The 18498-nt window shown below is 41.8% G+C and carries 18 protein-coding genes; 16 read left to right on the plus strand and 2 right to left on the minus strand.

All coding sequences use genetic code 11. The annotated features are described in order from the left end of the window. Positions 1 to 145 precede the first annotated feature (145 nt). The 8 genes from rpsB to argS all read left to right on the plus strand — a co-directional run bounded on the left by rpsB (position 146) and on the right by argS (position 7576). Complete coding sequence (gene rpsB, locus CVT07_RS02030) at positions 146 to 934, plus strand: 30S ribosomal protein S2 (RefSeq protein ID WP_002941277.1); 789 nt, start codon at positions 146 to 148, stop codon at positions 932 to 934. Further along, on the plus strand, positions 934 to 1998 hold the full coding sequence (gene tsf / locus CVT07_RS02035) for a translation elongation factor Ts (protein ID WP_002941206.1): 1065 nt from the start codon (positions 934 to 936) through the stop codon (positions 1996 to 1998). The genes rpsB and tsf overlap by 1 nt, the downstream gene beginning before the upstream one ends. Beyond that, the gene (locus tag CVT07_RS02040; RefSeq protein WP_002941236.1) at positions 1998 to 2642 is read left to right on the plus strand and encodes an ABC transporter ATP-binding protein; all 645 of its coding nucleotides are present in this window, start codon (positions 1998 to 2000) and stop codon (positions 2640 to 2642) included. Before tsf ends, CVT07_RS02040 begins: the two co-directional genes overlap by 1 nt. Positions 2643 to 2732: 90 nt before the next feature. Continuing rightward, positions 2733 to 3494 carry a flagellar biosynthetic protein FliR gene (gene fliR / locus CVT07_RS02045; protein ID WP_103601838.1) on the plus strand — a complete coding sequence of 254 codons (762 nt, stop codon included), beginning with the start codon at positions 2733 to 2735 and terminating at the stop codon, positions 3492 to 3494. A gap of 56 nt (positions 3495 to 3550) precedes the next feature. Further along, on the plus strand, positions 3551 to 5098 hold the full coding sequence (locus CVT07_RS02050; RefSeq protein ID WP_107936854.1) for a Highly acidic protein: 1548 nt from the start codon (positions 3551 to 3553) through the stop codon (positions 5096 to 5098). After that, a complete protein-coding gene (gmk, locus tag CVT07_RS02055) occupies positions 5099 to 5710 on the plus strand; it encodes a guanylate kinase (RefSeq protein ID WP_107936856.1) in 612 nt (203 codons plus the stop codon). 51 nt (positions 5711 to 5761) lie between these two features. Then, entirely contained in the window at positions 5762 to 5983 is a 222-nt protein-coding gene (gene tatA, locus CVT07_RS02060; protein ID WP_107936858.1) for a twin-arginine translocase TatA/TatE family subunit, read from the plus strand. Between the two features lie 9 nt (positions 5984 to 5992). Beyond that, positions 5993 to 7576 carry an arginine--tRNA ligase gene (gene argS / locus CVT07_RS02065; RefSeq protein ID WP_107936860.1) on the plus strand — a complete coding sequence of 528 codons (1584 nt, stop codon included), beginning with the start codon at positions 5993 to 5995 and terminating at the stop codon, positions 7574 to 7576. Between the two features lie 46 nt (positions 7577 to 7622). On the opposite strand, the gene CVT07_RS02070 is transcribed toward argS, so the two are convergent. Next, a complete protein-coding gene (locus tag CVT07_RS02070) occupies positions 7623 to 8552 on the minus strand; it encodes a sugar transferase (protein WP_107936862.1) in 930 nt (309 codons plus the stop codon). Positions 8553 to 8655: 103 nt separating this feature from the next. Between CVT07_RS02070 and CVT07_RS02075 the strand changes: the two genes are divergently transcribed. Then, entirely contained in the window at positions 8656 to 9639 is a 984-nt protein-coding gene (locus CVT07_RS02075) for a YeiH family protein (protein WP_107936864.1), read from the plus strand. Here the strand turns inward: CVT07_RS02075 and nadD are convergent. Continuing rightward, positions 9623 to 10504 carry a nicotinate (nicotinamide) nucleotide adenylyltransferase gene (gene nadD, locus CVT07_RS02080; protein ID WP_107936866.1) on the minus strand — a complete coding sequence of 294 codons (882 nt, stop codon included), beginning with the start codon at positions 10502 to 10504 and terminating at the stop codon, positions 9623 to 9625. The two genes, CVT07_RS02075 and nadD, sit on opposite strands and share 17 nt — an antisense overlap. A gap of 79 nt (positions 10505 to 10583) precedes the next feature. Between nadD and gap the strand changes: the two genes are divergently transcribed. From gap to CVT07_RS02115, 7 genes are all read left to right on the plus strand, one after another. Next, a complete protein-coding gene (gene gap / locus CVT07_RS02085; RefSeq protein ID WP_103595849.1) occupies positions 10584 to 11582 on the plus strand; it encodes a type I glyceraldehyde-3-phosphate dehydrogenase in 999 nt (332 codons plus the stop codon). Between the two features lie 16 nt (positions 11583 to 11598). Then, a complete protein-coding gene (locus tag CVT07_RS02090) occupies positions 11599 to 12798 on the plus strand; it encodes a phosphoglycerate kinase (RefSeq protein WP_002941208.1) in 1200 nt (399 codons plus the stop codon). 3 nt (positions 12799 to 12801) lie between these two features. Then, entirely contained in the window at positions 12802 to 13482 is a 681-nt protein-coding gene (locus CVT07_RS02095) for a triose-phosphate isomerase (protein ID WP_107936868.1), read from the plus strand. Between the two features lie 168 nt (positions 13483 to 13650). Next, the gene (fabI, locus tag CVT07_RS02100) at positions 13651 to 14469 is read left to right on the plus strand and encodes an enoyl-ACP reductase FabI (RefSeq protein WP_012140237.1); all 819 of its coding nucleotides are present in this window, start codon (positions 13651 to 13653) and stop codon (positions 14467 to 14469) included. 78 nt (positions 14470 to 14547) lie between these two features. Beyond that, positions 14548 to 15216 carry a DUF2625 family protein gene (locus tag CVT07_RS02105; protein WP_107936870.1) on the plus strand — a complete coding sequence of 223 codons (669 nt, stop codon included), beginning with the start codon at positions 14548 to 14550 and terminating at the stop codon, positions 15214 to 15216. Positions 15217 to 15997: 781 nt separating this feature from the next. Next, positions 15998 to 17020: an NADH:flavin oxidoreductase/NADH oxidase gene (locus CVT07_RS02110; RefSeq protein ID WP_107936872.1), complete on the plus strand. Its 1023-nt coding sequence runs from the start codon at positions 15998 to 16000 to the stop codon at positions 17018 to 17020. 130 nt (positions 17021 to 17150) lie between these two features. Then, positions 17151 to 18497: an FAD-dependent oxidoreductase gene (locus tag CVT07_RS02115; RefSeq protein ID WP_107936874.1), complete on the plus strand. Its 1347-nt coding sequence runs from the start codon at positions 17151 to 17153 to the stop codon at positions 18495 to 18497. The last annotated feature ends 1 nt before the right edge of the window (position 18498 follow it).

The following is an 18498-nucleotide window of genomic DNA, read 5'->3' on the forward strand; positions in this document are numbered from 1 at the left end:
ATAAAGCTTGAATTTATAAAAAAATTAGTAAAATCCAAGCTTTATTTCACACACGACAATCCTAAATTTGGTTGTGCAAAAGCATTAATGGTCGTGGAGGATAAAACTAAATTCAAGGCAAAATGCCTAAAACAAGGAGAAACTCATGGTAACTATGAGAGATTTATTAGAGTGTGGCGTACATTTTGGTCACCAAACACGCCGCTGGAACCCAAAGATGAAAAAATTTATCTTTGGCGAGAGAAAAGGTATCTATATTATAGATCTACAAAAGACTATCCGCTACTTCCGCTACACTTACAACATCGTTCGTGACGCAGCTGCTGAAGGCAAGTCAGTGCTATTTGTCGGTACTAAAAAACAAGCTATCGACGCTATAAAAGAGTACGCTGAAAAATGTGGAATGCCTTATGTAAATCACCGCTGGTTAGGTGGTATGATGACAAACTTCGGTACTATCCGCCAGTCTATCCGCAAACTAGAAGTTATCGAGACTATGGAAGAAGATGGTTCGATAAATTTACTAACTAAAAAAGAGGCTTTGATGCTTCGCCGCAAAAAAGAGAAACTTATCGCAACTCTTGGTGGTATCCGCAATATGAAAAGCCTACCTGATATGATATTTGTCGTTGATACAGTTAAGGAAAAGATCGCTGTTCAAGAGGCAAATCGCCTAAAAATCCCAGTTGTAGCACCGATCGATACAAACTGCGATCCTGACGTTGTTGATTACCCTATCCCAGGAAACGATGACGCGATCCGCTCTGTTCAGCTTTTCTGCCAAGAGATGGCTGAGGCGATCAATGAAGGCAAATCACTTCTTGAGCAAGATGGTGGCGAGCAAGCTGCTGGCGAAGAAGTAAGCCAAGACGAGAAAGACGCAGTTGTAGCTGAAGCTATGAGCGAAGAAGACTTTGGCGAGGATGAAGAGTAATGGAAATAACTGCACAAATGGTAAAAGAGCTCCGCGAATCAACCGGAGCTGGTATGATGGACTGCAAAAAGGCACTTGGCGAAGCAAATGGCGACATGGAAAAAGCTGTTGATATCCTTCGCGAAAAAGGCCTAGGCCAAGCTGCTAAAAAGGCTGACCGCCTTGCAAGTGAGGGCTTAGTAAGCGTTGAAGTTTGCTCAAAATGCAAAAAAGCAACTATCAGCGAGATCAACTCTGAGACTGACTTTGTTGCTAGAAACCCACAGTTTCAAGCGCTTGCAAAAGACACAACAGCTCACATCCAATCAAGTGGCATAAAAACAGTTGAAGAGCTAAATACAAGCACTTTAAACGGTGTTAAATTTGAAGAATACTTCAAGACTCAGATCGCAACTATCGGTGAAAACCTTGTAGTTCGCCGCTTTGAGACTATTAGTGCTGATGATAAGGGCGTGGTAAATGGCTATGTTCACTCAAATGGCCGTGTTGGCGTGCTTATCGGTGCAGCTTGCGAAAGTGCTGAAGTTGCAAACAAAGCAGCTGAATTTATAAGAAATTTATGTATGCACGCAGCTGCTATGAAGCCAAGCGTTATAAGCTACAAAGACCTTGATAAAGATTTTGTTGAGAAAGAATTTATCGCACTTCGCGCTGAACTTGAAAAAGAAAATGAAGAGTTAAAACGCCTAGGCAAGCCACTTCACCACATCCCTGAGTATGCTAGCCGCTGCCAGATAGGTGAGGCAGAGCTTGCAAAAGCTACAAAAGCGATCGAAGAAGAGCTAAAAGCTGAGGGCAAACCTGAGAAAATTTGGGACAAGATCATCCCTGGTAAGATCGAGAGATTTTACGCTGATAACACAGTGCTTGACCAACGCCTTACACTTTTAGGCCAGTTTTATGTAATGGACGATAAAAAGACTATCGAACAAGTTATCGAAGAGAAGAGCAAAGAGCTTGGCGGCAAGATCGAAATCGTAAAATACGTTCGTTTCGAGCTTGGCGAAGGCTTAGAAAAAAAAGTAGATGACTTTGCTGCAGAAGTTGCTGCTCAAATAGGCTAATGGAAATTTTAAGAGCGTCTAATCTAGGCTTTGCGTATGATTATACGCTCTTTAATAATATAAATTTAACTCTCAATCAAAAACAAAGTATTGCTATAACCGGTGTTAGCGGTTGTGGCAAATCAACGCTTTTACACATACTTTCAACACTCTTAAAACCAAATTTTGGCGAGGTCATCTATCAAGATAGATCGATCTATGAGCTTTCTCAAAACGAGCTTTTGGCCATTAGGAGGCTTCATTTTGGCATCATTTTTCAGTCGCACTATCTTTTTAAAGGTTTTAGCGCTTATGAAAATATCGAGCTTGCAAGCATCTTATCTGGCGAAAATATAGAAAAAAATGATCTTGAAGCGCTTAAAATTTCAAGCGTTATTAACCAAAAAGTTGGCGAGCTAAGTGGCGGTCAGCAGCAGCGCGTCAGCATCGCTAGAGTGCTTACTAAAAAGCCAAAGATCATATTTGCAGACGAGCCAACGGGCAACCTTGATAAGCAAACGGCAAATGAAGTGATGCAGGTTTTGTTTGACTACATAAATGAAAATAACGCTGCCCTTGTTCTAGTCACTCACGACAACGACCTAGCCGCTAAATGTGACAACTCATACAAGCTTGAGAACAAAGAGCTTGTGCAAATTTCTTAAAATTTAGCTTCAAATTTCTAAAAACTACCGCTTAAATTTAAAAAACAAAGTAAAATTTTGTAAAATTAGCAAAAAATTTAAAAGAGCAAAATGGAACTAGTAGAATTTTTTGGAGCCGATAAGACCATAGTTTTTATGCTTTTGTTTGCACGCCTAAGCGGTCTCATCGTCTTTTTTCCATTTTATTCGCACAATCAAATTCCTCTTAGCGTAAAAACGCTTTTAGTTTTTGTCCTTTGCGTCGTGCTATTTCCCATCTCAAAAGCTCATGAAAACTCTATAAATTTCTTAATCGGCGAGATCTTAGGCGAGGTTATGCTGGGTCTAAGTGCTGGACTTATGCTTACCATCATCTTTGCCACGCTTCAAATGGCAGGCGAGCAAATCTCGATGGTCATGGGCTTTTCGATGGCGTCAGTACTTGATCCGCAAACTGGTACAAACTCTCCAGTCATAGCAAACCTTATAAATTTCATCGCACTGCTAACATTTTTGGCATTTGATGGACATCACTTACTCCTTCAGTTTTACGCTAGCTCACTTGCTGTGGTGCCACTTGGCGACTTTTATCCACGCCCTGGCATCATGAGCTATGCGATAAATTTATTTACAAATTTGTTTATGTTTGGCTTTATCATGTCATTTCCCATCATCGCCCTATCTTTGCTCTCAGACTCTATCTTTGGCATGCTGATGAAGACGATGCCGCAGTTTAACCTACTAGTCATCGGCTATCCTATCAAAGTGACGATCGGATTTTCTGTTTTGATAGCCATTTTAGCAGGCATTATGAAGATCATGAGCGACCTACTTTTAAAAGTGATAAATGATCTGCCAGCTCTGTTTTTTTAAGAAAATAGCAATGAAATTTATCATAGAATAGGCTTTTACTATTACAAGGAGGGATGATGAAAGTTGCTCTTATAAATAAAAATCCAGCAGTTTCACGTCTGATAACTTTAAGTCTGAATAAAATCGGCACCGAATATAGCGAATTTGAGGATCTAAATGGATTTGACGATGCTCAGTTTGACTTTATCATAATCGACAGTGACGTGGATAGTAGCGAGCTAGCTACAGATAAAAAGGTGATGTATCTAGCAAGTCGTGGCGAGAGCAAACCAGAATTTGCTACTTTGATGCTTGAAAAACCATTTTTACCGACTGAATTTATAAGTGTTTTTGAGCAAAATATCCCAAAAGATGAGCCAGTTGCCGAGCATGGCGAGAGTGAGCAGGGTGAAAGTGACTTTGGTGATTTTAGCGACGAGGCTATAAATTTTGACGAGATGTCTGGGTTTAAACTGCCTGATATCGATACAAATTTAGAAAATTTTGCAGATCTTGACAAAGAGCTTTTAGAAAGTGGCATAGATAGCCCAAGCGAGGAGATTAGCCAGAGCGACTTACAAGAGGAAAATGAAGCTAGCGATATGGAGTCTTTAGAAGAGCTTGAAGACCTACAAGAGCTTGCTAGCGAAGACCTTGTTGATGAGAGCGTGGATGAAGAGACTAGCGAAGCGATAAGTGATGCAAATGAGAGCGAAGAGAGCAAAGACGGTGATTTAGCAGAGCTTAGTGCGCTTGTCGATGAGATAGAAAATATGCCAGAAGAGTCTGAAGCAGATGAAGAGCTAAATAAAAATTTAGATGATATTATTAGCCAAAATGACGTTGCAGGCTTGGTTGATGAAGAGAACGCTGGTAGCGAGCTTGATGAGATAGATCAGAGTAAATTTGAGCTTAGTGAGATCGATTCGCTTGATGAAGAGCTAAATAGTGAAGAGGCTGACGAAGAAAATAAAAATTTAGATGACACTGAGCTAGATGTTCAAAATTTAGAGCAAGAAGAGCTAAATATAGACGAGCTAGCTAAATTTGATGATAAAGATAACCTTGAAAATGAGTTAAATTTAGAAGATGAGCCTAAAGATGATGAGAATTTAGATGAGAGCTCTGAGGCTGATGAAGAGCAAATTCAAGTAGATGATGAAAAGGCAGAAGAGGATATAGAAGTAGAGGCTTTGGATAAAATTTCAAGTGAGGAGCTAGAAAATTTAGAGCCTAGCGAGAGCGAAAACGCTTCTAGTGAGATGCCAGTAGAAGAGCTAGAAGATATTGATATTAGCGAGCCAGAAGCTAAAGAAGATCTAGGCCTTGCGGATGAAACTTTCGAAGAAGAAAATGCACAAGATGATAGTAAAGACGCGGCATCAAGTGAGTTAAATTTTGACGTGGCATCGATAGATGATATAGATGAAAACACGATGTTGGCGGCATTTGGACTAAAAGATATACCTCAAACAAGCTCAAAAAATGATGCAAAAGAGGACTACAAAGAAGAGCTAACTAAAAAGATCACAAAACACGTCCACGAGTCGCTAAATGAGAGCTCGCTAAGAGATGTGCTAAAAGATATGAACATTAAGATAAATATAAGTTTCGAGGAAAAGTAGTTGCAAGGACAAATTTTAGTAGTTTCGGGACCTAGTGGAAGCGGTAAAAGCACGCTTTTGGGCCGTCTTTTAAAGGAAGAGAAAGACCTATATTTTTCTATCTCAAGCACGACTAGAGCAAAAAGGGATGGCGAAGTTGATGGGGTGGATTATTATTTTATAAAAGAAGATGAATTTAAAAGTGGCATAGAAAAAGGCGAGTTTTTAGAGTGGGCACAGGTGCATAAAAACTACTATGGCACGAGCTTAAAGCCAGTTTTATCAGCACTTGAAGCTGGAAAGATAGTTATATTTGACATCGATGTGCAGGGCTTTCACATCGCACTTGAAAAATTTAAAAGCTACATCACTTCAGTTTTTATAACAACTGCGAATAAAAAAGAGCTAAAAAGACGCTTGAAAAACCGCGGAACAGATAGTGACGAAACGATAGAAAACCGCTTAATGAACGCAGTTGGGGAGATGGAGCATATTTTAGAGTATGATTATTTTTTAGTAAATGATGATATAGAAAAGAGCTATAAAGGACTAAAATCAATCCTTCGAGCGATGAGGTTAAAAAGTGCTAAGATAAACTTAAGAAACGTCATCGACGAGTGGATAGATTGTTAGAAATTCAGGAATTTATGATAATATTTTGAGAAAATTTGATAAGGAGAAAAGATGGGTTCTTTTAGTATTGGCCACTGGTTGATTGTTTTAGCGATCATTGTATTACTTTTTGGAGCAAAGAAGATCCCAGAGCTTGCGAAAGGACTAGGCAAAGGCATAAAGACTTTTAAAGCTGAGATGGAGGACACAACCCCTGAAAAAAGCGAAAAAGTCGAGCATAAAGAAGATAGTGCAGCTAGTCAAAAGATAGAAGAAACAACAAAAAACGCGTAGGTTTTAGAGTTGAAAGATAAAGTAAAAGCTGAAATTTCAAAGGTTTTAGAGCGAGAATTTGTGCTTGAAAAGCCAAAGGATAGAAATTTAGCCCACTATGCGACGCCGCTTTTTAGCCTCGCAAAAGAGCTAAAAAAGTCTCCAGCTATGATAGCTAGCGAATTTGCTGATAAATTTAGTGGTAGCAAGATAGTTGAGGCTAGCGCGGTAAATGGCTACTTAAATTTCAAGCTTAGGAGCGAATTTTTAGATGAAATTTCAAAGCAAATTTTGCTAGATGGCGAAAATTTTGCAAAAGAAGATGCGAAAAAAGATAGCTATTTAATAGAATACATCAGCGCAAATCCGACTGGGCCGCTTCACATCGGACACGTTAGAGGCGCAGTTTATGGTGATACTTTGGCAAGACTTGGCAAAAGACTTGGCTACGCTATCTCAACAGAATACTACATAAATGATGCAGGTAATCAAATAGATCTGCTTGGCACTTCGATATCTCTCGCGGCCAAAGAGCAGCTTTTTAACGAAAGTGTCGTTTATCCAGAGAAATACTACCGTGGGGATTATATTTTAGATATCGCTAAGCTTGCAAATGAAAAATTTGGCAAGGAAATTTTTTATGACGAGAGTAGAAACCTTGAGCTTGCCGAATTTGGCAAAGATATCGTGCTTGAAATCATCAAAAAAGACTTGGCTGATGTTGGGATATTTATAGAGAGCTGGGCTAGTGAAAAAGCTCTTTATGACCATCTTGTGCCAACAATAGAAAAGCTAAAACGCTCAAATCAAATGTATGAAAAAGAGGGTGCAACCTATATAGCTTCGACTACACTTGGTGATGACAACGATAGGGTTGTGGTTAGAAATGACGGCAGACCGACATATCTAGCTGGCGACATCATCTATCATAACGCTAAATTTGAGAAAAATTTTGACCACTATATAAACATTTGGGGCGCGGATCACCACGGATATATCGCAAGGCTAAAGGCTGCGATAAATTTCCTTGGATACGACGAAAATAGGCTTGAAGTGATACTTATGCAGATGGTTAGCTTACTAAAAGAGGGCAAGCCATATAAAATGAGCAAGCGTGCTGGCAATGCGGTGCTGATGAGCGATATCGCGAGTGAGATCGGTGCTGAGGCGCTTAGATTTATCTTTATAAGCAAGGCAAATACGAGTAGTTTGGAATTTGACGTGGATGAGCTTAAAAAAGAGGATAGCTCAAACCCTATCTTTTATATAAATTACGCTCACGCCAGGATAAATCAAATTTTTGCAAAGGCTGGAAAAAGCGTTAGTGACGTGATAAATGCAGACTTTGAGTGCCTAGATGAAAATGCCAAAAATTTACTTTTTGAAGCGCTTATCTTGCCTGAAATTTTAGAAGATGCTTTTATCTCAAGGCAGCTTCAAAAGATACCAGACTATCTAAAGTCGCTAGCTGCTAGCTTTCATAAATTTTATAATGAAAACCGTGTGGTTGGAAATGAAAACGAAGATAGCTTACTAAAAGTCTTTGCAGTCGTTGCTGTCTCGATAAAAACAGCATTTAACATAATGGGAATCACAGCTAAAGATAGGATGTAACTTTATAGCCGCCAGACATTAGTCAAAAAGGGATATGCGGGTTTGACTAAATGCCCCTTTTTTCAAATATAATTGCAATAGTTTTTGCTATGATCTTTATCTCCAGCCAAAGTGACCAGTGCTTGATGTAGTAAAGATCATACATGAGTTTCTGCTTTGCATCGTGCGTGTTTGCGCCGTAAGGGTAATTTACCTGTGCCCAGCCAGTGATGCCTGGGCGGACGATGTGACGTTCATTGTAGTAAGGGATCTTTTTTTCGTAGTCATGAACTAATATGTCCCATTCTGTACGTGGTCCAATTAGGTGCATATCACCTCGAAATACATTGATACATTGAGGTATTTCATCCATTCTAGTCTTGCGCATAAATTCGCCAAATTTAAATACTCTTGTGTCGTTTTTTTGCGTGTATGGGTTGTGTTCTGAGTTTTCATGCATCGTTCTAAATTTATAGCACTTAAATATTTTAGTATCCAGCCCAACCCTATTTTGCAAGAAGTAAAGGCTGCCAGGGGACTGCTCGTCTATCTTTTTCTTTACGTAAAATTTAAGCACAAAAAGTATCACAAGAAGCAGCGAGCAGCTTACATAGTCGATCATGCGTTTTAAGGCGTATTCAAAGGCATTATAAGGCTTAATATCGTTTAAAAAGTTTAAATTTTCGCCATTTTCTGGGATGTAGCACTTTTGCAAGTAAATTTCTAAAAAGCTCTCCACATTTAGAAATTTGATCTTTTTATACTTAGTCTTAAACTGCAAAAGCGTGAGAAATCTCACCAATTTGTTATCAACAGGCTTTTGGGTATTTAGCACTATTAGCCTTTGATTGCCTGATTTTATGAGATTTTCTAGCGCACTTCGCAAAGCTTTTGCGTCGCTATTTTCAGGGGATAAAAAATTCACCTGGCCAAATTTCTTCCTAAGCTTCTCTAGCTCGAGTTTGGTGAAAGCGTATTTTTCGCCAAGGATGATCATAGGCCTATCCCTTTATCTTTATTTTAAATTTGCATTATAAAATTCATCTAATTATACCCAAACGTGCTAATTGCATTTTTAAAAAAAGAGTTAAGGTTAAAATATGTCTCATAAATTTCTTGCTGTGCTTGTTTTAGCGCTCATATGCGGCGTTTCTTTTACGCTCTCAAACACACTTTTGGCTAAATTTCACACCAGCCCACTCATCATCTCTATCATTTTAGGTGCCATTTTTGCAAATCTTTTCACCAAACAGACTCAAATTTTAAAAAGTAGTGGCGTTGTAGCGATCGCTGGGAAGCAAATTTTAAGGCTAGGCATCATACTTTTTGGCTTTTACATAAGCCTTGGCGAGATCGCAAGTGTCGGCACTCTAGGCGTGACATATGCGGCTTTTATGGTATTTGCGACCTTTTGCTTTGCGCTTTTTGTAGCCAAAGCCTTGGGACTTAGCAAGGATAGTGCTGTGCTCATTGGCTCAGGGGCAAGTATATGCGGCGCAGCTGCTGTTATGGCTACTCAAAATGAGATAAAAGCAGACGCAAACAAGCTTGCTATCGCCATTTGCACGGTTGTGCTCTTTGGGACGATTGGCATGTTTATCTACCCATTTATCGCTAAATTTCTAGCTCTCACACCACACCAAACTGGCTTTTTTATCGGTGGCTCACTTCACGAAGTAGCCCACGTAGTAGCAGCTTCAGCAGCATTTGACAGCGCAACAAGCAGCACCGCCGTCATCATAAAAATGCTTCGCGTCATCATGCTTGTGCCATTTTTGTTTTTGCTAAATTTCTTAAATTTAAGCCAAAATAGCGGTGGCTCAAAGCTAAAGAGCATACCATGGTTTGCACTATTTTTCTTAGTAGCGATCTGCGTTAGATCCTTGCCATTTTTTCCTGAAAATTTGGTGCAAATTTTAAAGCTAGCCGCTAGCATTTGCCTTTGCATCGCGATGTGTGCTTTGGGATTTGGGATAGATAGAAGCATTTTTAAAGCGACGGGCAAAAAGCCATTTTTGCTAGCATTTTTTATATTTTTATGGCTTATTTGCTCATCGCTTGTTTTTGTTAAGACTCTTTGCTAGTTTTTAGCTTTTGCAAAAACTCTTCGATGTTGTATTTTGCTCTGTAAGCTGGGCTTAAAAGGTGTATCAAAATGTCGCCAAGGTCCATCACGATCCAATCAGGCGAGCTCTCAGTGCCTATAAATTTCTCCCCAAGAGGCTTAAGCTCCTCCTTTAGATCCTCAGCCAGCGAGTAAGCGTGCCTCTCACCAAGCGTAGTAGCGATAACTACGGCCTTTACGAAATAATCATCCCCACTCATATCAAACACTTGTATCTCTTCAGCCTTTTTTGCGTCTAAAACCTTAACTATACTTTCGGTGCGCTCTTGCATCGATCTCTCTTGCATCTTTAATCCTTGGTAAAAATTTATAATTTCATCTTTTATCTTGCTAGGCAGCTCATCAAGCCCCTTTTGATGCCTGATCTGCGACGAGCTAACATCCACGTGCACGTCCATTTTTTGTAAATTTCGCGGAATTTCTATGTGATTGCGCTTAGCGATCACAAACTGCACTAAATTTTTTAGCTCCTCATATCCATGCCACTTATCAAGCGTGGCTAGGTGGTCCGCGCCTATTATGAGATAAAATTTCTCTATCTTGAATTTCTCATACAAATACTTAACCGTCTCTATGGTAGGCACCGGGCGAGCTAAATTTATCTCATAATCTGAGATCTCGACCTTCTCTAGGCCGCCCCAAATTTCTCTTATCCACTTTAGGCGAAGCTCTGGCGGAGCTGAAAATTCGCTCTTAAAGGGACTTATAAAAGTTGGCATGATGATGAGCTTGTCGATATCAAGGCCGCTTAGTGCCATTTTCACAATGCTATCGTGTCCTAAATGAACCGGATCAAAGCTCCCGCCAAAAAGTGCTAACTTCATCTATTAAAGTGCCTTGTTTATATTTGTTTTAAAATTCTTTTTTGTAGAATTAGGCGTAATTATATCAAAAGGAGCTAAGATGTCAGTTAAAGTAGCAATAAACGGCTTTGGGCGTATCGGTAGGTGTGCTGCTCGTATTATTTTAGAGCGTGATGATGTTGAGCTTGTCGCTATTAACGACACCGCAACAAGGGATATGACGAGGTATTTGCTCAAATACGACAGCGTTCATGGCGAATTTAAGCAAGACGTTAAGGTGATAAGCGACGATTTTATAGAAGTAAATGGCAAAAAGATAAGAGTTTTTTCTACAAGAGATCTAAACGAGCTTAGCTACGCAGACTACGGCGTAGACGTGGTTTTAGAGTGCACTGGCAAGTTTTTAACCACTGAAAAATGTGAGCCATATCTTGCTCGCGGCGTCAAAAAAGTAGTCATGAGCGCTCCAGCAAAAGATGACACGGCGACATTTGTAGTTGGCGTAAATGACGATAAATACGCAGGCGAAGCGATCGTCTCAAACGCAAGCTGCACCACAAACGGCCTAGCTCCAGTGGCAAAGGTGCTAAACGATAAATTTGGCATCGTAAAAGGGCTGATGACTACGATCCACGCATATACAAATGGTCAGAGCCTAGTTGATGTAAAGGCTAAAGATTTCCGTCGCTCACGCGCTGCAGCGCTAAATATCGGACCTACGACAACTGGAGCTGCAAAAGCGATCGCTAAAGTGCTTCCAGAGCTAAGCGGCAAGCTGCACGGCCAAGCAGTGCGCGTGCCAGTGGCAAACGTCTCGATGGTCGATCTAACTGCGGTTTTAAAAAGACCAGCTAGCAAAGATGAGATAAACGAGGCATTTAGGGCGGCTGCAGAGTCAAATTTAAAGGAAATTTTATTCGTCGATGACGACTACAGAGTTAGCAGCGACTTTTGCACAAGCACCTTTAGCAGCATCGTAGCTAGCGACACCACGCAGGTTATCGCTGATGATATGGTGAAGGTCTTTGCGTGGTACGACAACGAGTGGGGCTACTCAACAAGGCTTGTTGATCTTGCTAAGATCGTGGCTACAAAGTAAATTTAAAGGGTGAAAAATGAGTGATATTTTATCGATCAACGACCTTGAGCTTAATGGTGCAAAAGTCTTTATAAGGTGCGATTTTAACGTGCCTATGGACGAGTTTTTAAACATCACTGATGACCGCAGGATCCGCTCAGCGATACCAACTATTCGCTACTGCTTGGATAATGGCTGCAGCGTGGTTTTGGCTAGTCACTTAGGACGTCCAAAAAATGGCTATGAAGAGAAATTTTCACTTCAAGGCGTGGCTAAGAGGCTATCAAGACTGCTTGATAGAGAGGTGATATTTGCTGAAGATGTGATCGGAAATGACGCTAAAACAAAGGCTGCGGCTCTAAAGCCAGGCGAAATTTTAATGATAGAAAATTTACGCTTTGAAAAGGGCGAAACTAAAAACGACGAGGCTTTGGCAAAAGAGCTTTCAGGATTTGGCGAATTTTACATCAATGACGCATTTGGTGTTTGCCACAGGGCTCACGCATCGGTCGAGGCGATCACTAAATTTTACGATGAGAAGCACAAAGCAGCGGGATTTTTACTACAAAAAGAGATAAATTTCGCTCAAAATTTGATAAAACATCCATCTCGCCCATTTGTCGCTGTCGTGGGTGGCTCAAAGGTAAGTGGTAAGCTTCAAGCCTTGCATAACCTTCTGCCACGCGTCGATAAGCTCATAATTGGCGGCGGTATGGCATTTACATTTTTAAAATCACTTGGCGAAAACATCGGAAATTCACTCCTTGAAGAAGAGCTCATCGAAGATGCAAGGCAAATTTTACAAAAAGGCAAAGAGCTAGGAGTGAAAATCTACCTGCCAGTAGATGTCGTCGCTGCTCAGACATTTTCAGCTGAAAGTGCCGTAAAATACGTCCCTGCCCAAGAGATCCCAAATGGCTGGATGGGACTTGACATCGGACCAGCATCGATTAGGCTATTTAAAGAGGTCATCGCCGATGCGCAAACCATCTGGTGGAACGGACCTATGGGCGTTTTTGAGATGGATAAATTTAGCAAAGGCAGCATCAAAATGAGCCACGCTATCATCGACACTCACGCGACAACCGTCGTTGGCGGTGGTGATACGGCTGACGTGGTCGAGCGCGCAGGCGACGCTGATGAGATGACATTTATCTCGACTGGCGGTGGTGCTAGCTTGGAGCTAATAGAGGGCAAAGAGCTGCCTGGCATAAAGCCGCTTAGAAAAGAGGAGTAGGTCTTGAAATTTCTAGCGAATTTAAAGTGTAACCACACAAGAGAGAGCTTTAGAGAGTACGCGAAAATTTTAGACGAAAATTTAAGCGCAAACGACGACGTGAGCGTATTTGCTCCAGCTAGTGCTTTTGATGAAAAAAGGCATCTTTTTAGGCTTGGGGCGCAGAATTTCTACCCATGCGAGAGTGGAGCATTTACTGGCGAGATCGGCAAGGCGATGCTTGATGAATTTGGCATAAAAGACGTGCTGATCGGTCACTCTGAAAGGCGTGAAATTTTAAAAGAGAGCGAGGAGCTTTTGCGAGCAAAATTTGACTTTGCCGCAAAAAATGGCTGGAACGTGATCTACTGCATCGGCGAAAATTTAAGCACAAATGAAAGCGGAGCGACCAAAGAATTTTTAAGCCGCCAGCTTGAAAACATCGACCTTGGCTATAAAAATTTGATCATCGCCTACGAGCCGATCTGGGCGATAGGAACGGGCAAAAGCGCTAACATAGAGCAGATAGATGAGGTGCTAAGTTTTTTAAAGACAAAGGCAAACGTGCAACTACTTTACGGCGGAAGCGTCAATGCAGCAAACATCGCTGATATAGCAGGTATCAAAAGCTGCGATGGGGTTTTAGTAGGTACAGCCAGCTGGGATGCGAATAATTTTTTAAATTTGATACGCGTTGTCTCGTGAGCGCCTTTTAATGAGTTCGAAATTTTAAGTCTGCGACAGGCTATTTGCCTAGTCTTGACCTAAAATTTCTACACAACATTAAAATTCATCTCACGATACTGCCGCTATTAAATTTGGTTTAAAATTTAAAAATCGCTTAAAAGCCAAACAAAATAAAAAGGAGAAATGATGATACTAAAAGGTAAAAAAGGTCTAATCGTAGGCGTCGCTAATGCTAAATCAATAGCTTACGGCATCGCAAAAGCTTGTCACGATCAAGGTGCGCAGATGGCATTTACATACCTAAATGACGCTCTTAAAAAGCGTGTAGAGCCGATCGCTGAGGAGTTTGGTAGCAAATTTGTCTACGAGCTTGACGTAAATAACCAAGCTCACCTAGACGGCCTAGCTGATAGGATCAAAAAAGACCTTGGCGAGATCGACTTTGTCGTGCACGCTGTGGCGTATGCGCCAAAAGAGGCGCTTGAGGGCGAGTTTGTAAATACCACAAAAGAGGCATTTGACATAGCGATGGGCACTAGTGTTTATTCGCTACTAAGCCTTACTCGCGCGGTTCTACCGGTGCTAAAAGAGGGCGGCTCGGTGCTTACTCTTACATACCTTGGCGGACCAAAATTTGTGCCACACTACAACGTCATGGGCGTTGCAAAAGCAGCGCTTGAAAGCTCAGTTCGCTACCTAGCACACGACCTTGGCGCTAAAAATATCCGCGTAAATGCGATCAGCGCAGGTCCAATTAAAACGCTTGCCGCAAGCGGAATAGGCGATTTTAGGATGATTTTACGCTACAACGAAGTAAATAGCCCGCTAAAACGCAACGTCACCACTGAAGACGTCGGCAACAGCGCTATGTACCTACTTAGCGACCTAGCTAGCGGCGTAACAGGCGAGGTTCACTACGTAGACTGCGGCTACAACATCATGGGTATGGGCGACGTGGCTACCGACGCCGAGGGCAACACGATCCTAGCTTGGGACGCAAAATAATCTACTGATATAAATTTGGCGGGGCAGCTCGCCAAATTCTTCTTTTAAATTTCACCAAATTTATCGCAAGGACAGAAAATGAGGACTTTAGACGAGCTTATAGATACAAATGAGCCAGGCTGGGCGCTGGTCGAAGAGTGGCTAAAAGAGGCCAAAAACGACTATGAAATTTTGCCTCGCGATGAGAGCAGGGCGCAAAGCGAGCTTTTAGGGCTTCAGGTCACCACTCGCTCGCCGATGGGAGCGCTTGTTTATGGGTGCGGCGGCATAGTGATAGATGGCGGTTGGCTGCGCCTGCTTGGCTCAGGATGCGAGCAGATGAAGCACGGAATTTACAGCTTTAACCTTGGCAAAAGCTTTAGCGAAGCAGGGCAGATGCCTAGCTATTTGCTCGTGGCGGATGATGTTTTGGGCGGATTTTTCGCGGTAAATGGCGGCGCCTTTGGTGGCAAAGCTGGCAACGTCTTTTACTACGCACCAGATAGTGGCAAATGGGAAGATACACAGCTTGGCTACTCTCAGTTTTTATACTGGGCGCTTTGTTGGGATATATCTAAATTTTACGAGCTTTACCGCTGGGATGGCTGGCGCGAGGATGTGAGAAATTTTAGCCTTGATAAGGTGATGTTTGCGCTACCACCACTTCTTTGGCAAGACGCCGACGTAAGGCTAAGGCTAAAAGATATGAAAAAAGATGGCGTTAATATCGATGAGCATTTTGCCTCTTTGTTTAAGGGCGGGAAATAGATAAATTTTAGTAGTCTTTGCAAATTTTAAAACTTTCACTCACTCGCCTTAGCAACTTAACAAAGAAACAAAACTTTAAATTTCTAAAAAACTATTTTACAAATTTTAAAATTCCATTCACTCGCAAGAATTGACTACTAAAATTTGGCTTCGCTTGCCGCTTAGCTCAAATTTTAGAGCCGAAATTACTCGTTTATGAAATTTTAAAATTTACTTGACACTCGCTAGATATTTAAACGCATGCAGTGCGTCAGCACCGTTGCATGCACCTCTAACGTGCGAGGGGCTTAGGGGATTAAAAAAAAGGGGGGGGATAAGGGGACGGCTTCGTGTCTACCCTGCAGTTGCGAGCCTGCGAAGCAAAATTCAAGTCCCTTTGTCTCCCTTTTGGATAAAAATAAATTTACAAATTTAATAAAGCTATTTTTGCAAATTTTAAAACTTTCACTCACTCGCAAGAATTGACTACTAAAATTTGGCTTCGCTTATCGCTTAGCTCAAATTTTAGAGCCGAAATTACTCGCTCATGAAATTTTAAAATTTGTTTGATATTTGCAATATCAGATGAAGCAATTTTTCAAATTTTAAAATCTTACTCACTCGACTTAGCGGACTACTAAATTTAGGTCTCGCAAAGCTCACCACTAAATTTAGAGCCGTGATGTGCTCGCACTAATTTTAAAATTTACCTGAACTTTCTAAGTTGCAAGAGACAAATTCCTACAAATCCAAGAATTTAAACAAATATCCTAAAATAACCAAAAAATTTAAAGGAAATTTCATGCAAAATAAGCTTTTTACGCCGCTTAAGATAGGCGGCATCGAGATCAAAAACCGCATTATCATGGCTCCGATGTGTATGTACGAGGTCAAAAAAGAGGATGGCCGTCCAAGGTGCTTTCATAAGCTTCACTACGCTACAAGGGCGATCGGCGGTGTCGGCATGATCATCGTTGAGGCGACGGCTGTGGAGGCGCGCGGCAGGATCACTAAAAAAGATCTTGGGCTTTGGAGTGACGAGCAGATCGAAGCTCACGCAGAGCTGGTAAAAGGCTGCAGCAAATATGGCGCCAAAATGGCCGTCCAGCTTGCTCATGCTGGTAGAAAGGGCACTTGTGAGGGCATCATCGCTCCAAGTGCTATCAAATTTAGTGAAGACTATGCCACACCGCAAGAGATGAGTGCCGGGGATATCGAAAGCCTTAAGCAAAGCTTTGTGGATGCTGCCATTAGAGCAAAGAGCGCAGGATACGAGGCTGTGGAGATTCACGCGGCACATGGATATTTGATAAATCAATTTTTATGCGCTGGCACGAACAAGCGAGGCGACGAATACGGCGGCACATTTGAAAACCGCATAAGGCTGCTGCTTGAAATTTTAAGCGAGATCAAGGCTGGCGCTAATATCGCAGTTGGCGTGAGGATAAGTGCAAGTAGCTGGCTTAAGGGCGACTGGGACGTAGAGGAGAGCGTAAAGCTAGCGCGTGAGCTAGAGAAAAATGGGGCTGACTTCATCCACGTCTCAGCTGGCGGAGTCTATGCAAAAGTTGATAGCGCGCCTAAATTTACGCCTCTTTATCAGGCTGGCTACGCAAAAGCGGTGAAAAATGCAGTTAATATCCCAGTCTTTGCAGTTGGGCTCATCACAAAGGCAAGCGAGTGCGAGGCGCTGCTACTTGGTGATGTTTGCGACGGCGTGGCGCTTGGCAGAGAGCTACTGCGCAACCCATATTTTGCTTTTAACGCCATGAAAGAATTTGGCGAAAATGACAAAATAGAAAACGCCTACAAAAGGGCTTACTAAATTTTCTCGGCAAGGTGAAAGCCTTGCCAAATTTCACTTTTACACAGCCTATTTTTCACGCCTTGCTTTTTGCTGTTTGATTTAAATTTAATATAGTATCATTTGTGCAACTAAACTTTCAGGGGAGAAAATGAGGCAAAAGCACTTTGAAGTGGCAATTGTTGGAGCGGGCATTAGCGGGACGGCACTCTTTTATGAGTTGGCTGCATTTAGCGATATAAAAAAGGTCGCGCTTTTAGAAAAATATGACGGCGTAGCGACGCTAAATTCAAGCGGCAAGGGCAACTCACAGACCATTCACTGCGGCGATATCGAGACAAACTACACGCTAGAAAAGGCAAAAAAGGTCTCACAAGTGGCAAATATGCCAGTAAAATACGCCCTAAAATACAACTTAGAGGGCAAATATATGTTTGCTCATCAAAAGATGACGCTAGCCATCGGAGATGCCGAAGTAGAGCGCATCAAGGAGCGATACGAGAGCTTTAAAGAGCTATTTGCTTATCTTGAAATTTATGACAAAGAGAAGTTAAAGCAGATCGAGCCAAACGTCGTTTTTGACGCAAATGGCAATGAGCGCCCAGAAAATATCATCGCAATAGGCACGCAAAATGGCCAGTATACGACGATGGACTTTGGTGGCGTGGCAAATTCGCTCGTGCAAAATGCGCTAAATTTGGGCGGAGATGGCTATGAGATCAGCCTAAGCTCAGAAGTGACTGATATGAAAAAGGTGGGCGATACCTTTCACATCAAGATAAATGACGGCGAGGTGATCACAGCAAACTACGTCGTAGTCGATGCTGGAGCGCACTCGCTATTTCTAGCTCACAAGATGGGTTATGGGCTACATCTTAGCACGCTGCCAGTTGCTGGAAGCTTTTACTTTGCTAACAAGCGCCTACTAAACGGCAAAGTCTATATGGTGCAAAACGACAAGCTACCATTTGCCGCACTTCACGGCGACCCAGATATCCTAGCTAATGGCAACACTCGCTTTGGCCCAACTGCCCTTGTCATACCAAAGCTTGAGAGATTTCACGGAAGTTCTAGCTTTTTTGACTTTTTAAAGTGCTTAAAATTTGACAAAAACGTCCTTGAAGTCTTTACAAATTTACTAAAAGATGGGGACATCAGGTCATATATACTAAGAAATTTCTTGTTTGAAGTGCCATTTATTAACAAAAAAGAATTTGTTAAAGACGCCAGAAAGATCGTGCCAAGTCTAAGCGAAAACGACCTAAGCTACGCTGTAAATTTTGGTGGCGTAAGGCCGCAGGTGATCGACCGCAATAAAAAAAGGCTAGAGCTTGGCGAGGGCAAGATCAGCACAGGCGAGGGTATAAGCTTTAACATGACACCAAGCCCAGGGGCTACTAGCTGTTTTGAAACGGCGAGGGCTGATATGGAGGAAATTTGCAAATTCTTGGGCAAAAATTTCGACGAAGAGAAATTTAACGCCGAGTTTTTTGGGTAGG

It is taken from the genome of Campylobacter concisus (genome assembly GCF_003048875.2).
GTDB classification, from domain to species: domain Bacteria; phylum Campylobacterota; class Campylobacteria; order Campylobacterales; family Campylobacteraceae; genus Campylobacter_A; species Campylobacter_A concisus_AU.

Bases quoted from the DNA above. Each gene is read 5' to 3' on its own strand.
- CVT07_RS02115 (WP_107936874.1), top strand. From the start codon at position 17,151: ATGAGGCAAAAGCACTTTGAAGTGGCAATTGTTGGAGCGGGCATTAGC.
- nadD (WP_107936866.1), bottom strand. From the start codon at position 10,504: ATGAAGTTAGCACTTTTTGGCGGGAGCTTTGATCCGGTTCATTTAGGA.
- CVT07_RS02110 (WP_107936872.1), top strand. From the start codon at position 15,998: ATGCAAAATAAGCTTTTTACGCCGCTTAAGATAGGCGGCATCGAGATC.
- CVT07_RS02105 (WP_107936870.1), top strand. From the start codon at position 14,548: ATGAGGACTTTAGACGAGCTTATAGATACAAATGAGCCAGGCTGGGCG.
- CVT07_RS02050 (WP_107936854.1), top strand. From the start codon at position 3,551: ATGAAAGTTGCTCTTATAAATAAAAATCCAGCAGTTTCACGTCTGATA.
- fliR (WP_103601838.1), top strand. From the start codon at position 2,733: ATGGAACTAGTAGAATTTTTTGGAGCCGATAAGACCATAGTTTTTATG.
- fabI (WP_012140237.1), top strand. From the start codon at position 13,651: ATGATACTAAAAGGTAAAAAAGGTCTAATCGTAGGCGTCGCTAATGCT.
- CVT07_RS02040 (WP_002941236.1), top strand. From the start codon at position 1,998: ATGGAAATTTTAAGAGCGTCTAATCTAGGCTTTGCGTATGATTATACG.
- tatA (WP_107936858.1), top strand. From the start codon at position 5,762: ATGGGTTCTTTTAGTATTGGCCACTGGTTGATTGTTTTAGCGATCATT.
- CVT07_RS02075 (WP_107936864.1), top strand. From the start codon at position 8,656: ATGTCTCATAAATTTCTTGCTGTGCTTGTTTTAGCGCTCATATGCGGC.
- tsf (WP_002941206.1), top strand. From the start codon at position 934: ATGGAAATAACTGCACAAATGGTAAAAGAGCTCCGCGAATCAACCGGA.
- rpsB (WP_002941277.1), top strand. From the start codon at position 146: ATGGTAACTATGAGAGATTTATTAGAGTGTGGCGTACATTTTGGTCAC.
- CVT07_RS02070 (WP_107936862.1), bottom strand. From the start codon at position 8,552: ATGATCATCCTTGGCGAAAAATACGCTTTCACCAAACTCGAGCTAGAG.
- CVT07_RS02090 (WP_002941208.1), top strand. From the start codon at position 11,599: ATGAGTGATATTTTATCGATCAACGACCTTGAGCTTAATGGTGCAAAA.
- gap (WP_103595849.1), top strand. From the start codon at position 10,584: ATGTCAGTTAAAGTAGCAATAAACGGCTTTGGGCGTATCGGTAGGTGT.